At 36.2% G+C, this 16,195-nt stretch carries 15 protein-coding genes and 1 other annotated feature; all 15 genes read left to right on the top strand.

Annotated elements, in window-relative coordinates; genetic code table 11:
- Positions 1–95 precede the first annotated feature (95 nt).
- The 15 genes from HNQ80_RS04375 (at position 96) to HNQ80_RS04305 (ending at position 16,192) form a co-directional block, all read left to right on the top strand.
- Positions 96–1,055: a glycosyltransferase gene (locus tag HNQ80_RS04375; protein ID WP_207726856.1), complete on the top strand. Its 960-nt coding sequence runs from the start codon at positions 96–98 to the stop codon at positions 1,053–1,055.
- 254 nt (positions 1,056–1,309) lie between these two features.
- The gene (locus tag HNQ80_RS04370) at positions 1,310–2,074 is read left to right on the top strand and encodes a glucose-1-phosphate cytidylyltransferase (RefSeq protein ID WP_184308538.1); all 765 of its coding nucleotides are present in this window, start codon (positions 1,310–1,312) and stop codon (positions 2,072–2,074) included.
- Positions 2,074–3,063 carry a GDP-mannose 4,6-dehydratase gene (locus tag HNQ80_RS04365; protein WP_330602759.1) on the top strand — a complete coding sequence of 330 codons (990 nt, stop codon included), beginning with the start codon at positions 2,074–2,076 and terminating at the stop codon, positions 3,061–3,063. The genes HNQ80_RS04370 and HNQ80_RS04365 overlap by 1 nt, the downstream gene beginning before the upstream one ends.
- 1 nt (position 3,064) lies before the next feature.
- Positions 3,065–4,009 carry a hypothetical protein gene (locus tag HNQ80_RS04360; RefSeq protein ID WP_184308536.1) on the top strand — a complete coding sequence of 315 codons (945 nt, stop codon included), beginning with the start codon at positions 3,065–3,067 and terminating at the stop codon, positions 4,007–4,009.
- 21 nt (positions 4,010–4,030) lie between these two features.
- Positions 4,031–4,957, top strand: coding sequence for a hypothetical protein (locus HNQ80_RS04355; RefSeq protein ID WP_184308534.1), 927 nt, complete (start codon positions 4,031–4,033; stop codon positions 4,955–4,957).
- Between the two features lie 199 nt (positions 4,958–5,156).
- Positions 5,157–5,606 (top strand): RrF2 family transcriptional regulator, encoded by a 450-nt coding sequence (locus HNQ80_RS04350; protein WP_184308532.1) that lies wholly within the window; start codon positions 5,157–5,159, stop codon positions 5,604–5,606.
- Positions 5,607–5,623: 17 nt separating this feature from the next.
- Complete coding sequence (gene nifS / locus HNQ80_RS04345; RefSeq protein WP_184308530.1) at positions 5,624–6,805, top strand: cysteine desulfurase NifS; 1,182 nt, start codon at positions 5,624–5,626, stop codon at positions 6,803–6,805.
- Positions 6,802–7,242 carry a Fe-S cluster assembly scaffold protein NifU gene (gene nifU, locus HNQ80_RS04340; protein WP_456298208.1) on the top strand — a complete coding sequence of 147 codons (441 nt, stop codon included), beginning with the start codon at positions 6,802–6,804 and terminating at the stop codon, positions 7,240–7,242. The genes nifS and nifU overlap by 4 nt, the downstream gene beginning before the upstream one ends.
- Before the next feature lie 75 nt (positions 7,243–7,317).
- Positions 7,318–8,421, top strand: coding sequence for a tRNA 2-thiouridine(34) synthase MnmA (mnmA, locus tag HNQ80_RS04335; RefSeq protein WP_184308526.1), 1,104 nt, complete (start codon positions 7,318–7,320; stop codon positions 8,419–8,421).
- Between the two features lie 97 nt (positions 8,422–8,518).
- The gene (locus tag HNQ80_RS04330) at positions 8,519–9,043 is read left to right on the top strand and encodes a PRC-barrel domain-containing protein (protein WP_184308524.1); all 525 of its coding nucleotides are present in this window, start codon (positions 8,519–8,521) and stop codon (positions 9,041–9,043) included.
- Between the two features lie 35 nt (positions 9,044–9,078).
- Positions 9,079–9,258 (top strand): YtxH domain-containing protein, encoded by a 180-nt coding sequence (locus HNQ80_RS04325; protein WP_184308522.1) that lies wholly within the window; start codon positions 9,079–9,081, stop codon positions 9,256–9,258.
- A 135-nt stretch (positions 9,259–9,393) separates the two neighbouring features.
- Positions 9,394–10,536 carry an AI-2E family transporter gene (locus HNQ80_RS04320; protein WP_207726855.1) on the top strand — a complete coding sequence of 381 codons (1,143 nt, stop codon included), beginning with the start codon at positions 9,394–9,396 and terminating at the stop codon, positions 10,534–10,536.
- Between the two features lie 82 nt (positions 10,537–10,618).
- Positions 10,619–10,844 (top strand) — a binding site (T-box leader).
- A 90-nt stretch (positions 10,845–10,934) separates the two neighbouring features.
- Complete coding sequence (gene alaS, locus HNQ80_RS04315) at positions 10,935–13,574, top strand: alanine--tRNA ligase (RefSeq protein WP_184308518.1); 2,640 nt, start codon at positions 10,935–10,937, stop codon at positions 13,572–13,574.
- A gap of 185 nt (positions 13,575–13,759) precedes the next feature.
- Positions 13,760–14,017 (top strand): IreB family regulatory phosphoprotein, encoded by a 258-nt coding sequence (locus tag HNQ80_RS04310; protein ID WP_184308516.1) that lies wholly within the window; start codon positions 13,760–13,762, stop codon positions 14,015–14,017.
- 12 nt (positions 14,018–14,029) lie between these two features.
- Entirely contained in the window at positions 14,030–16,192 is a 2,163-nt protein-coding gene (locus tag HNQ80_RS04305) for a hypothetical protein (protein ID WP_184308514.1), read from the top strand.
- The last annotated feature ends 3 nt before the right edge of the window (positions 16,193–16,195 follow it).

Here is a 16,195-nt window from a genome sequence, read left to right as displayed (position 1 = left end):
TAATATAAGGGATTCGTTTTATAATGAGAAGAATTAAAATCTTAATGAGATTAGGTGATTAAATGAAAGTATTGTACCAAATTCGAAAGGATTTTATGGATAATCTCGCTGGTGATAGTATTGTATTTCTAAATCTAAGAAAACACTTACAAGACCAAGGAATAAAAATTGATATCTGTACAGATGAAAACATCAATATAAAAAGTTATGACCTTGTCCATATATTTAATACTATTAGAACGCGGGAAAGCTACGGCTTTATGAAAAATGCAAAACAGCATAATAAGAAAGTTGTCTTGACTCCTATTTATTGGGATTTAAGAGACTATTTTACTCAAACCGATCAGATCGTAAAAAAAGAAGCGTGGGAAAAGAGTGAGGATAAAAGAAAATACTTATTTGAAAATTGCGATATGTACTTACCTCACTGTGAGGGAGAAGCAGAACTTATCAGGAATAACTACCGAGTAAACACAAAATATGTAATCATTCCCTATGGCGTCGATGAGAGTTTTAAGAACGGCAATAAGAATTATATAAGAGATAAATACGGTGTTGAGGAGTATATACTTTGCGTAGGAAGAATTCATCACCAGAAAAATCAATTGAATCTTATGAAAGCAATGTCTAATGAAAGAATCCCAATAGTATTGGTTGGATCAATTAATGATAAACGCTATTATCGGGACTGTATGAGTCAAAAGAAAGAAAATATCATGATTTTACAGGACGTAAAAAGAGAAGCATTAAAATCTATCTATAAAGGGGCATTGTTGCACGTACTTCCTAGTTGGATTGAATATCCTGGCTTAGTAAGCCTGGAAGCTGGTATAGCAGGTTGTAAAGTCGTATCGACTGAAATCGGCTCGGCTAAGGAAGTACTGGCCGATTATGCAGATTATTGCAATCCGTCCAATATTGATTCAATTTATAATGCGATTATGTCTGCACTTCACAAAACATCTACAACGGATTTACGCAATTATATTGAAGAAAATTACACATGGCATAAAATTGCTAAAAAGGCTATAGAGGCATATCACTCTCTTATATAACCTCAATTCTAAAAATTATGATACAGCGGTTTGATTGACAGGATAAAATTTTAAAAGACCTGTCAATTTTCTTTGAAAGGACATTTCTTGAAAGAATTCTCCTGGGTAGCTAGTTTTAACTTCTCTTGGATAAAAGTATAGATTTTTCAGTAACAAAAACTCACTTGTCTACATAATTTGAATTGAGAAGGTTGGACGAAGAATTGGTAGGAACGAATGTATTATTAAAAATGTCTATTGGGGGGAGTCTGTACATGAAAGTCGTAATTCTTTGTGGTGGAAAAGGTTCTAGAATGAGAGAAATCACGGATGATGTCCCTAAGCCATTAGCCATGATTGGGAATAAGCCAATCCTTTGGCATATAATGAAGATCTATGCCCACTATGGGTTTAATGATTTTATACTTTTGCTTGGATACAAGGGAGATAAGATAAAAGAGTACTTTATGGACTATGCCTGGAAGAATCATAATTTTGTACTAAACAGCGGCACAGGTCAATATGAATTATTAGAGCAGCCTGAACAATGGAAAATAACATTCATTGATACTGGTTTTGAGACCATGACGGGCGGGAGAATTAAGAAGGCTCAACCCTATATTGAAGGTGATTCCTTTATGCTAACCTACGGTGATGGTTTGGCAAATATCGATATCAACAAATTGGTGGATTATCACAAACAAAGTGGACGCATCGCAACCGTTACGGGTGTGCCTAGAATAAGCCAATATGGCACAATGGTTGCAGAAAACGGGATAGTCCAGATTTTTCAAGAAAAATCACAAACAGAAGGAATCATCAATGGCGGTTTCTTTGTGTTCAATAGGAAAGTATTTGACTACTTGGAGAATGACAGCAGTTGTATTCTTGAGCAAGAGCCCCTGCGTAAGCTCACAGAAGCGCGTCAACTCAGTATCTATCTACACGACGGATTTTGGACTGCTATGGATACCTATAAAGATATATTGACTGTAAATGAAATGTGGGAAAGTGATCATTGTAAATGGAAGGTATGGTGATGGAAATGAAGGTCGAATTCTGGAAGGGAAAAAATGTATTGGTGACAGGATGTACTGGTTTTCTAGGCAGTTATCTTGCAAAAGAACTTGAAAACAGAGGTGCTAATGTTGTGGGGTTGGTTCGTGATCTCGTACCAAACTCCAATTTATATAGTGAGCCTAAAATATCAAATATGTGCATGGTCAACGGATCTCTAGAGGATTTGGAAATTATAGAGAGGGCATTAGGAGAGCATGAAATTGACACTGTATTTCATTTAGCAGCCCAAGCAATTGTGGGTGTTGCCAACCGGAATCCTATCTCAACCTTCAAAGCAAATATTATGGGAACATGGAATATCTTAGAGGCCTGTCGAAGAAGTCCTTTGGTAAAACGTGTTATTGTGGCTTCCAGTGACAAGGCCTACGGGGATCAAGAACAACTGCCTTATGATGAAAACATGCCACTACAGGGCAATCATCCCTACGATGTTTCAAAAAGCTGTGCAGACTTGATTGCACAAGCTTACTATCATACCTATGGTTTACCAGTGTGTATCACAAGATGTGGAAATCTATATGGTGGAGGAGATTTGAATTTTAATCGAATTATCCCCCAAACAATTAAGTCCATTCTTGGAGGAGAAGCACCCATCATACGGAGCGATGGCACCTTCATCCGAGACTATTTTTATGTTGAAGATGCAGTATCCGCATACCTTTTGTTGGCTGAAAAAATGGAATCATTGCAGTTGTTTGGAGAAGCATTCAATTTTAGCAATGAAATTCAGATGAATGTTAAAGAACTTGTTGAAATGATTCTTCATCTCATGAATAGCGACCTAGCACCTGTTATTTTAAACAAAGGTGAAAATGAAATTAAGCATCAATACCTATCGGCGAAAAAAGCCCGAGATCTATTGGATTGGAGTCCTAGTTTTAGTGTCGAAGAAGGTTTGAAAAAAACGATTAGGTGGTATGAAAATTTCCTAGATAAAGGATTGAGATAATATGGATATGCAGTCCGCAGCAAATCAAAATTCAAATCATGCATACTGTATGATATTAACAAAATATCGAATATACCAGGGTGTAGCACTATATCGATCTTTGATTCACAATGCTGGTATATCAAGGGTTTTTATTTTATGCATGGATGAAGAAACAGAAAGCGTTTTAGGCCAAATGGATCTACAAGGAGTTACTCTGATTCCAGTAAATGCCCTAGAAGATCAGTTTGTTCTATCTTTAAAATCTATAAGAAGGATAAATGAATACTGTTGGACCCTAAAACCTTCTTTCTTATATTTTATTTTGAGTAATTTTTCCAACGAAATACAGCGAGTTACTTATATGGATGCAGATGGGTGTTTTTTTGCAGATCCAAAGGTCATATTTGAATCACAAAAGGATTGCTCTGTATTATTATCAAAGCATAATTATAGTCGCAATTTAAAATTTGTAGAAAAGGACGCAGGTATATATAATTCAGGATTTATCAGTTTTTTAAATGATGACAACGGAATAAGTACCCTTACATGGTGGCGTGATCAGTGTCTTCATTGGTGCTATGACAGGGTGGAAAAAGGCAAGTTTGGAGACCAAAAGTACCTAGAAACAATGCCTCAAATATTTAAAAATGTCTGTGATATTACAACGCCAGGTGTAAATATTGGTCCTTGGAATGATTTTTCATATACGCCCCATATTACCGATGGCAAAGTGTATTTAGACAATGATCCCCTTATATTGTATCATTTCGCAGGTCTACGTATTACAGATGCGCAAGAAATATTATATGTGCTAAACTTTAACAAAACACTTAAGGAGCCTGTTTATAATCCATATATTAATGTACTGAAGGCGGTCATCTGCGATATTCAAAAAATTGATCCCAACTTTTCTGGTTTTTATAATCGCAATGAGTTAAATAGAAAAAAATATAAAAAGCTGTAAAATAAAAAAGGGGAAGGGTTAATGGACAGAATTCACTTTTCTACAGTTGTATCTTGCAAATATATTTTTAAATTTGTTGTTATGTATCAAAGTCTCATTTATCATTATGATAACTTTCATATATATGTGCTGTGCATTGATGACTGGACCTTTCGGATTCTCTCTGCTATAAATTTCGATAAGGTTACTCTTTTAGGATTAGAGGATATTGAAAATGAAGACTTAAAGAGAGTGAGAAAGCAAAGAATTTTTCATGAGTATGCATGGACAGTAAAGCCGGCAGTACTATATTATGTAATGACAAATTTTCCTAGCGCTTTATATTTTGCTCATATTGATGCTGATTTATGTTTTTTCTCCAGTCCGTTTGATCTTTTTTCTGAAAATCCTAATGCGAAGTTATTTTTGACAAAGCACCACTATTCACATATGTTTTCAAACCATATTGACGGGGGTATTTATAACACAGGCTTTGTTGGCTGTAGTTCACAACCTGAAGCATACCAAGCTATTGCGTGGTGGCGGAAAAAATGCATCGAGGACTGTCCCCTGAAGATAAATAAAGAAAAACAGATCTATGGTGACCAACGGTATGTGGAGGATTGGGAAACTTTATTCGGTGGGGTACATGTAGTGCAGTCAAAAGGTGCAAATGTGGCTGTTTGGAACATTGATAGCTATGGTCTATCGATAAGAGATGAGGAATTATATGTAAATGATGATAAACTAATCTTTTATCATTTTTCTCACTTCAGCATCTATGATAAAAGAGCCTTTAATCTAACAAATTTTCATAAACTTAGCGATCAAGTGATTCAATTTATCTATACACCCTATATGATACTCATATCGAAGGCAATCGAAAACATTCATAGGATATGTCCAGAATTCAAAGATGGGTATGTCTCTCATCATAGAAGATCAGGCAATCAGTACCATGAAATATAGATTTGATCTAAGAACAGTATAGAAGAGCTCGGTTATGGGGAAAGTAACTGGGCTTTTGTTTTTTTGTTTTTAGTTCTAATATTTTTGTGACAAAAATAACAAAATATAATTATTTTGAATGTTGACAAAAATAGTGGGGTATAATATACTTAAATTGAATTCTGAGCAAATTACTTGGAATTTTGAAGGGAGTGACGAAATGAGACTTTCTACAAAGGGAAGATATGGGCTTAAGGCGATGTTCGATTTGGCACTTAATGTGGGAGAGGGACCCGTAGCATTGAACAGTATCGCCGAGCGTCAAAATATTTCAGTACACTATTTAGAACAATTGTTTTCAAGCTTAAGAAAGGCTGGACTTGTAAAGAGTGTTAGAGGTGCTCAAGGCGGATATATTTTATCAGATCAACCTCATAACATCACAGTGGGTGATATCATCCGAACTCTAGAAGGTCCTTTAGCACCTACAGAATGTGTTTCCAGTGAGGAGAACAGTGAGTGCTCTAAAGCTGACTGTTGTGTGACAAGAACCATTTGGGAGAAAATTAGGGATAGCATCAATAATGTTGTGGATTCGATAACCCTTCAGGATATGTTGGATGATTATAAAAAGCTGCAGGATAGCGATTCTTTTATGTACTATATATAATTTAAGGAGATGATTGGATGAACCAAAGAGTATATCTCGACTATTCGGCTACTACTCCAATGAAGCAAGAAGTATTAAATGAAATGCTTCCCTATTTCACAGAGAAGTTTGGAAATCCTTCTAGCATACATGCATATGGTAGAGAAGCAAAGCAGGCTGTTGATGTAGCTAGAGATAGACTAGCAAAGGCAATGGGAGCAAAACAGGATGAAGTTTTTTTCACTGGCGGTGGTTCAGAAGCTGATAATTGGGCGATAAAAGGTATTGCCTATGCCAACAAACAAAAAGGAAATCACATCATTACGACAAAGATTGAACACCATGCTGTATTACACACATGTGAATATTTGGAAAAAAATGGTTTCGAGGTTTCTTACTTAGATGTTGACCAATATGGAATGATTGATATTAATCAGTTGAAAAACGCGATTACAGATCGGACCATATTAATTACATTAATGTTCGCAAACAATGAAATTGGTACCATTCAGCCTATCAAAGAAATCGGTGCCTTGGCAAAAGAAAAAGGTATTTATTTTCACACGGATGCGGTACAGGCATTTGGTAATGTAAAAATAGATGTAAATGATTTAAACATAGATCTTATGTCCATATCTGCTCATAAAATCTATGGTCCAAAGGGTGTAGGTGCATTATATATTCGTAAAGGTGTAAAAATCAACTCTCTAATCCATGGGGGAGCTCAGGAAAGAAGAAGAAGAGCAGGCACAGAAAATATACCTGGTATCGTTGGTTTTGGAAAAGCAGCTGAATTAGCTATGGAGACCCTGGAGACCCATATTTCTCATACAACAAGCTTAAGAGATAAATTGGTGAAGGGAATCATGGAGAAAGTGGATTATGTAAGACTTAACGGTCATCCAATCCATAGACTTCCTGGCAATGTAAATTTCGCATTTGAATTCATCGAAGGTGAATCCTTACTACTTAGCTTGGATATGCTCGGTATTTCTGGTTCCAGTGGATCTGCGTGTACTTCAGGATCTCTAGATCCTTCCCATGTACTTATGGCTATCGGACTTAGCCATGAAATAGCCCATGGATCACTGCGTTTAACCATTGGTGATTTCACCAAAGAAGAAGATATTGATTATGTAATTGCTGAATTACCAAAAGTTGTAGACCGCTTGAGACAAATGTCACCGTTGTATGAAAAGGTAAAGGGAGGACTAAAATAATGTACAGTGAAAAAGTAATGGATCATTTCATGAATCCTAGAAATGTCGGTGAAATAGAGAATGCTGATGGTGTAGGCCAAGTAGGTAATGTAAAATGTGGAGATATCATGAAAATGTATCTTAAAATAGAGAATGATATAATTGTCGATGTTAAATTCAAAACCTTTGGTTGTGGTTCAGCTATCGCTACATCAAGTATTGCCACTGAAATGATCAAAGGAAAAACCGTGCAGGATGCATTAAAATTAACAAATAAGGCTGTTGTTGAAGCGCTTGACGGTTTGCCTGCTCAAAAAGTTCATTGTTCTGTTTTAGCAGAGCAAGCAGTAAAGGCTGCTTTGTTCGATTATTCAAAGAAGCAAAACATCGTTTTGGAAGGGCTTGAAGATTTCAATCCAGACGAAGATCACCATGATCATGAAGAAGACCATGAATAAGCCTAGGATGTCCTAGGCTTTTCCTTATGGATTTATCTGATCAATTTTTGCACATAATACAAAGTAGGTGGAATAATGACAAACTTAGATAAAAATAAAGTTGTGATTGGAATGAGTGGCGGCGTAGATAGTTCTGTAGCAGCTTACATTCTAAAGCAACAGGGCTATGAGGTCATTGGTGTTACCATGAAGATATGGTCTGATACAAACGAAGATTCAGACGATGATACGGGTGGATGTTGCGGCCTGTCGGCTGTAGATGATGCAAGACGAGTTGCAAATCGATTAAACATACCTTTTTATGTAATGAATTTTAAAGAGCAGTTTGAGGAAAAGGTAGTTCAATATTTTATAGATGAATATATAGAGGGAAGAACACCCAATCCTTGTATTGCATGCAATAAGTATATGAAGTTTGATGAATTACTCAGACGTGCCCATGGGCTTGGTGCTTATTATGTAGCTACTGGTCATTATGCGAAAATTAAACAAGACGATGGATCAGGAAAATATGTGATTGAGAAATCAAATGCGATATCAAAGGATCAAACCTATGCCCTGTATAATTTTACTCAAGAGCAGCTTAAGCATACACTCATGCCCTTAGGTGAATTTTCGTCCAAAGAGGATGTGAGAAAAATTGCCACCGAATTGGGTTTATCAACAGCAACTAAGCCAGATAGTCAAGAAATCTGTTTCGTGAAAGACAATGATTATGGAAAATTTATTCAGGAAAGAACACCTGGAAAGATAAAACCTGGTTCATTTATTGATATCCAGGGTAATGTGATTGGGAGTCACCATGGGATTACCAACTATACCATAGGCCAAAGAAAAGGCTTAGGCATTGCCATTGGAAAACCAGCCTATGTGATAGATATTATTCCAGAAAAAAATGAAGTTGTGATTGGTGAGAACAGTGATGTTTTTGGTTATGAATTGCTGGCTGACGATGTCAATCTGATTAATCCAGTCTCTTTTTACAATGGTATAGAAGTAGAAGCTCAGATAAGATATAATGCAAAGCCTTCTAAAGCAAAGATATATACAAGAGACGATCATCAAATTCATGTTGTTTTTGAAAATCCTGTAAGAGCTATTACACCCGGACAAGCTGTTGTATTCTATGATGGCATGCGTTTACTGGGTGGTGGAACTATTATCAAAAAAGTAAGATAATTGAAAATGCACCCAAGGGTGCATTATTTATTTTTGGGTGTGGAATAATAAATAAGAAGTAAACTACCTTTGTTATAAAGTGTGGTGACTTAATTTGATGAAAAGAGGGTATGACATTATTGGCCTTCCGGTGATATGCCTAGAAGAAAGTTGCAAGAAGATCGAAATCAAAGACATTCTTTATGACAAAATGGAATTAAGAGCTACTTGTCTATTGATACAAGAAGGTGGGTATTTTAGAGAACAAAAAGTTATAGCTCTTCAGAATATCAAAAATATAGGCTCAGACGCAGTTGTGATACAAAATAAATCAGTTATAGAAGAAAGCCCATACCAAGATCATATACAAAGCTATCAAAGTTTAATAGGCATGGAGGTCATAACTTATGGAGGTCAAGATGTTGGCATCGTCCAAGATATTCTGTTTGATGTAAACTCAGGTAGATTATCTGGGTTAATCCTCTCTGAAGGACTATTTCATGATTTAGTGGAAGGAAGATCTATTTTACCTTTGAAAGATAACCTTAAGCTCGACACCAATACAATTATTATAAGTAATTCAGAAGAGAAATCCATTTTGTCAAATACAGGCGGTTTGAAAAGACTATTTTCCTTGGAATAATTAAGTCAAAAGCCAATCCTAAAGGAGTGTTCACAATGAGAGATAAATTCATGACAGGTATTATTGCTGGTGGTATTATCGGTGCTACTGCAGGGTTGTATGCTTTCAACAAAATGTCGCCTAGACAAAGAAGAAAGCTTATGAAAAGAGGCAGCAGGGTTATTAAAAATGCTTCCAATATGATCGGTATGACAAGCCCTATGAATATGTTTTAAATGAAAGCAGCTAATTTATTAGCTGCTTTTCAACAAATTGAAAAGGGGATTTTATCAGTGAATAATAGTCTTAATCTTATGAATATAATATATACAAAACCGTTATTTTACTTGTTTTTAAGTATTTATATAATCATGTATATGCTGTTTATTGTATTGCTGTGCTTCACACTCTATTATCTTATTCATATTGGCAATAGATTTATTCACGAAAAGAATAAACTTACATTAAAAAAGAAGCATCTCTTTTATTTAATTGTTTCTTTTGGTGCCATCCTCCTTGTGATGATTGTTCATCAACAAGGAGATATAATTTTCCAATTACTACGTCCTGTGGTTTGGGCTATAGTTATTGCGTACCTTTTGAGCCCTATGGTGCATTTTTTAGAGAGAAAAGGGGTTAAAAGAACTTTGGCTGTGATTTTGCTTTATACCACGGTAATCATAACAATTATTCTTTCATCGATCACCATAACGCCAAAAATTACAAAGGAAATTAGCAACTTGATCGAGCTGCTGCCTCAATACTCTCAACAGGCCAATGAGTTTGTTAATCAGATCTATATTAGAATAAAACAGTTAGATGATATCTCTCCTCAGCTGACTGGCGTCAAAGAAGCAATTGAAGATAATATTGTATATATCGAGTATACGATCATTGATGTATTCAAAAAAGTGACAAACAGCATAATCAGTACGTTCTCCCATATCATTTCCCTTGCACTAATACCGATTTTCTCGTTTTATTTTATAAAAGATGCCGATTATTTTAAGAAAAAAATAATCTTTCTTATCCCAAAAACTTGTAGGGAGGAATGTATTGATATCGGAAGGGATATCGACAAACTTTTAAGTAAATTTATAAGAGGTCAAATCATTGTAGCAATGATTGTTGGGATGCTAAGTACAGTCGCATTACTTATATTAGAAATAGATTTTGCGTTTCTAATAGGATTTATCGCTGGAGTTTCCAATATTATTCCTTATGTCGGTCCCATCATAGGAGCGATACCTGCTGTAGTGATTGCATTATTAGATACACCAATGAAAGCCATATGGGTGGTGATTGCATTTACAACCATACAACAAGTAGAGAGTGCTATTCTATCTCCTAAAATCGTAGGAGACAGTGTAGGCTTACATCCCGTTGTAGTAATCTTATCTCTGCTAGTTGGCAATGAATGGTTTGGAGTCATAGGCATGCTTTTTGCGGTGCCTGTGGCAGCAAGTATAAAAATTATTGGAAAACATATCATAAATCTAATTGTTAGAGTTTAGCAAATAAGAGGAGTGTCTAAAAATAATACTTAGTGATTGACATATAAATGTAATTTTTATATAATTTTCTAAAGTAAATATTGAAAAAGCTATGATGAAGAGGAGTATATAGATTTTTTATCTTCAGAGAGGAGATCCATTGCTGAAAGATCTCTGATAATAATCTATAGAAGCAGCTTCGGAGTACTGAGCTTGAACCTAAGTAGAGCGCAGCGGTTGTGACCGTTATATTGCATGGTATTTTACTGAAAGAGTGACCAATCAATTGGTAAGTAGGGTGGTACCGCGAGCATGCTCTCGTCCCTATATTTGTGTAGGAGCGGGAGTTTATTTTTTTGTAATCTATATGTTAAAAATTAACAATCAATAATATGATAAAAATTTTGGAGGATGATACAATGGATAAAATGAGTTTGAACGAAATACGAAGTAAATTTTTAAGTTTTTTTGAGAGCAAGGATCATTTCGTAAGATCTAGCTTTCCTCTAGTGCCTCAAAATGACAAGAGTCTATTGCTGATTAACTCTGGTATGGCACCTTTGAAGCCCTACTTCATGGGTGTTGATACACCACCCAAAAAGAGAATGGCTACCTGCCAAAAATGTATTCGTACTGGAGACATTGAAAATGTAGGAAAGACTGCACGTCATGGAACTTTTTTTGAAATGCTTGGTAACTTTTCATTTGGTGATTATTTTAAGAATGAATCTATCCAGTGGGGCTGGGAATTTGTCACAGAATACTTAAGAATGCCTGTTGAAAGATTATGGGTATCTGTATATGAAAATGATGATGAAGCCTATGAAATTTGGGACAAGAAGATTGGAGTACCAACTGAGCGTATCGTAAGACTGGGTAAAGCTGACAACTTCTGGGAAATTGGTTTAGGTCCATGCGGTCCATGCTCTGAGATCTATTTTGATCGAGGTGAAAAATACGGTTGCGATTCACCTGATTGTAAACCTGGATGTGATTGTGATAGATATGTTGAATTTTGGAATCATGTATTTACTCAGTTCGATAAAGATGACCAGGGCAATTACAATCCATTGCCAAAACCGAATATTGATACGGGTATGGGACTTGAGCGTGTAGCATGTATCATGCAAGATGTGGATTCAATCTTTGAAGTAGATACGATCCGATATATCTTAGATGGTGTAGTTGAAATCTCTGGACAAGATTATGGCGTAGATCCTAAGAAGGATATTTCTATACGTATCGTCACAGATCATATACGCTCAGTAACCTTTATGGTAAGCGATGGTATCATGCCAAGCAATGAAGGTAGAGGCTATGTTTTAAGGAGACTATTAAGGAGAGCAGCAAGGCATGGAAAGCTATTAGGCATTAAAGATAATTTCTTAAATATTCTCGTTGATCGTGTAATCAAGGTGTCTGGAGATGGATATCCGGAGTTGAAAGAAAAAAGCGAATATATCAATAAGGTGATTGCCATCGAAGAGGAAAGATTTCATGAAACCATCGATCAAGGCAGTGAAATTTTAAAAAGCTATATTGAAGAATTGAAACAGAACCAGCAGACAGTGTTGTCTGGTGAGCAAGCTTTCAGATTATATGATACCTACGGTTTTCCTTTAGAATTGACAAAAGAAATATTAGAAGAAGAGAAAATGATTGTAGATGAAGCTTCGTTCAAAATTGAAATGGAAAAACAAAGGGAAAGAGCCAGATCCGCGCGTCAGGATATGGAGGGTGAAGGCTGGAAGGAGGATGTATTTAGTCAGCTTGATCAACAGATCAAATCAAGTTTTAATGGCTATGATGCGCTGACCCTTCCTGCAACTGTTCTCGCCATGGTGAAGGGCAGTGAAATCATCAATGAAGCTAGCACAGGAGATCATATTACGATTATTCTGGATAAAACACCATTTTATCCAGAAGGTGGTGGGCAAATAGGTGACAAGGGAATCCTATGGAATGAAGCTTGTAAAGTAAAGGTTACTGATGTAAAAAAAGGGCATAATGATCGTATTCTGCATATATGTGAGATCCTTGACGGTATGATCGGCACAGGTGTCATCGTAAATGCAGAGGTTGACCAAGAAATACGTATCAGTACTGCAAGAAACCATACGGCTACTCATTTGCTTCATAAGACATTAAAGAGTATATTGGGCCAACATGTTGAACAAGCAGGCTCCATGGTGACTCCTGAGCGGTTAAGATTCGATTTCTCACATTTCCAGCCCCTGACTGATGAAGAGGTTGAAAAGGTAGAAGAGATTGTAAATATGAAGATATTAGCGTCTCTACAGGTAGATGCAACGGAAATGAGTATAGATGAGGCAAAGAAGAAAGGTGCCACTGCTCTATTTGGAGAAAAATATGGTGATCGAGTTAGAGTAGTTTCTATTGGTGACTATAGCATGGAGTTGTGTGGAGGTACCCATGTTCACAGTGTTAGTCAAATCGGTTTGTTTAAAATTTTGAGTGAAAGCGGCGTGGCTGCTGGTGTACGTAGGATTGAAGCGGTGACAGGTTTGAAGGCGTATCAGCATATTAAAGAAAAAGAAAATAAACTTAAAGAGGTTTCCGCACTTCTTAAAACCAATCCAAAGGAAATCATGATCCGTGTAGAAAACTTATTAAATGATTTAAAAGCTGTCCAAAAAGAAGCTGAGACTTTGAAAAATAAGATGGCCTCTGGTTCTATTGAAGAGATTTTAGGAAATGTGAATCAAGTTAAAGGTATCAAGGTAGTGACCCATAAGCTTGTAGGCCTAGATATGGATAGCCTGCGCAACTTGGGAGATCAGCTTCGAGATAAACTAGGATCTGGACTCATTGTTCTTGGAACTGACTGTAATGACAAAGTGAACTTCCTTGCCATGGCTACCCAAGATGTGATTGATCAAGGGGTGCATGCAGGAAATATTATCAAGGAAATAGCAAAAATTGCTGGCGGTGGCGGCGGTGGTAGACCTAACATGGCCCAGGCCGGTGCCAAGGATGTAACTAAGATTGATGAAGCTTTAAAGGAAGTAGCTGTTTTGGTTGAAAGGCAAGTAAAATAATCAAATTTATTGTAGGCGGAGGATAACCATATCCTTCGTCTATTCATTCAAAACAGTTTTCTTTTGTTTTCAAGGCTTTAGCGTTACAATATGTGAAAGAAGCTTTCAAATAATTAAAGGATTGTGTATAATTGTAGAGAATATATGAAATATATTAAATAGAGAGGAAAGGAGAGAGTGTAAGCATGAGTGAAAAGTTTAATTTTACAATGAAATTTAATGTAGATAAAGAAAAAATAAATGAAGCTGAGGAAATATTGGTGAATGTGTATAAGGCTTTAAAAGAAAAAGGTTATAATCCTATCAATCAGCTAGTAGGTTATATCTTGTCAGGTGATCCCACTTATATAACGAGCCACAATAATGCAAGAAGCCTTATTCGTCAGTTAGAGAGGGATGAACTCCTAGAAGAATTGATTAAAAAATATCTAGAAAATAAGTAGGTGGAACTGATCTTGAACAAATCGTTTGCAAGAATACTTTTCGTGTGGCTTATTTTACTTACTTTTCTTTTTCCTGCCTTCTCATATGGAGCGGAAAATAAAAAGGTGCTACTTATAACACTCAATGAGATGAGCTTTGAAGATTTATATAGCATGAACTCCGTTAGAGATATGATTGACAACGGTTCTATCGCATTGATGAACAATCGAACCTCAACCCGGGCAAATAGCTTTAAAGCTTATGCTACCATTGGTGCTGGGGTGAGGGCGGAAGCTTCCATAGATACTGCGGCCTTTGAAGATATCAACAAAGAAAATATTTTGATCTATCAAAGAAGATTTGGTCCCATGGAAAAAGCCCAAGGAATTATTAACTTAGAAATGGCCAAGCTTAGCATGTTAAATTTAGAAGGTGAGTATGGCGCTATTCCTGGAGCCCTAGGAAAAGCATTACATGGTATTGGTTTGAAAACAGCTGCCATTGGTAATGGTGATACCAGCGAGAATCAAGTTCGTCTAGCTCCGTTAATTGCGATGGATGATCGTGGATTTGTAGATTATGGCTCTGTAGAAGAGAAATTGATCCTTAATGATCCCAAATATCCTTTTGGTATTAAAACAAACTACGAAAAATACAAAGAGATTATCGACACTGTTTGGAGCGATTCAAATTTTATATCAGTAGATCTTAGTGACATTAGTCGTTTAGAGAGATATAAGAATCATATGACTGAAGAACGTTATGTGCAGCACAAGAATATTGTCCTTCAGGAAATGAATCAATTCTTAAATGAATTATTAAGCAGTCTATCTCTTGAAAACACAAGAATCATATTGGTTACGCCATATCCTTCCGGAGAGAATATTAAAAGTGGAAATAAACTTACACCAATCATTATGTTTGGGGATGGCGTAGAGCAAGGGATCATGACATCGGATACTACAAGGAGAGAAGGAATCGTTGCCAATGTTGACGTAGCACCTTCTGTACTGGCCTATTTTGGAATTGATTCTGATGATATGACGGGTAGATCCTTGCGATTTATCCCTAAGGAAGATAATTATAACCATATCCTTAAACTAAATAGGGATACCGTGGCTACTTCAAACTTTCGAGTTCCTGTATTGTCAACCTTTGCTATATTTGAAATTATAGTTTCTATGTTGGGTCTAATCATTATTTTAATTCAGCATCGGTTAGATGCTAAGTGGGTGAATCGTTTTAGAAATGTTTTGCTAACTACCATGACTGCACCTTTTGTATTATTGATACTTCCTATTTTTGTGAAAACCAATCTATGGATGACTTTTACACTACTCATTGGTATAACAGCGCTAATCACCTATATGACAAAGTATATTCGAAAGGAAACGATAGATAGTGTATTTTTTCTTTCACTAATTACTACTGTAGGATTACTTATAGATGTTGCCACCAATGGTACGCTAATGAAAAGTTCTTTACTTGGATATGATCCGATTATTGGAGCAAGATATTACGGAATTGGCAATGAATACATGGGCGTTCTCATTGGAGCAACCTCGGTTTTTGCTACTTCCCTCCTAGATCGATTCAAAATAAATAAGATTTGGTGTCTAATGATATTTTTTATTACGATCGTAATTATTGGATATCCAGGTTTTGGGGCAAATGTTGGTGGGACGATGACAGCCGTTGCAGCCTTCGTCTTCGTATCTTTAAGACTATTTAAAGTTCGTATTGGTATAAAGCAGCTTTTCTTCATAGGTACAGCCATAGTAGCTGCAGTAGCATTCATGGCATATATAGATATCTATTTGCTAGGAAGCAAAACCCATCTTGCTGGTGCAATCCAGCAAATAATTACAGAGGGTCCCAGCATTATTTTTCTCATCATACAGAGAAAAATAACCATGAATTTAATGCTTGTGGGTGTTACCATATGGAGTAAAGTCTTACTTAGTGCCATTATTATACTTGGTATATTGATCTATCGTCCTGTAGGCACACTGTATAAGCTTACAGAGCTTTATCCCAACTTAGCCATGGGTTGGTCAGGTATTGTCGTTGCCTGTATCGTAGGGTTTCTTGTAAACGACTCCGGCATTGTAGCATCGGCCACGGGCGTTATCTTTTTAGTTATGAGTATGCTATATTTAGCTTTTTATGTTCCTGAGGAAGAGAATAGGGTGTAGCGT

Source organism: Anaerosolibacter carboniphilus, from assembly GCF_014205875.1.
GTDB lineage: Bacteria > Bacillota > Clostridia > Peptostreptococcales > Thermotaleaceae > Anaerosolibacter > Anaerosolibacter carboniphilus.
This window is presented reverse-complemented; position numbering and strand designations above follow the sequence as displayed.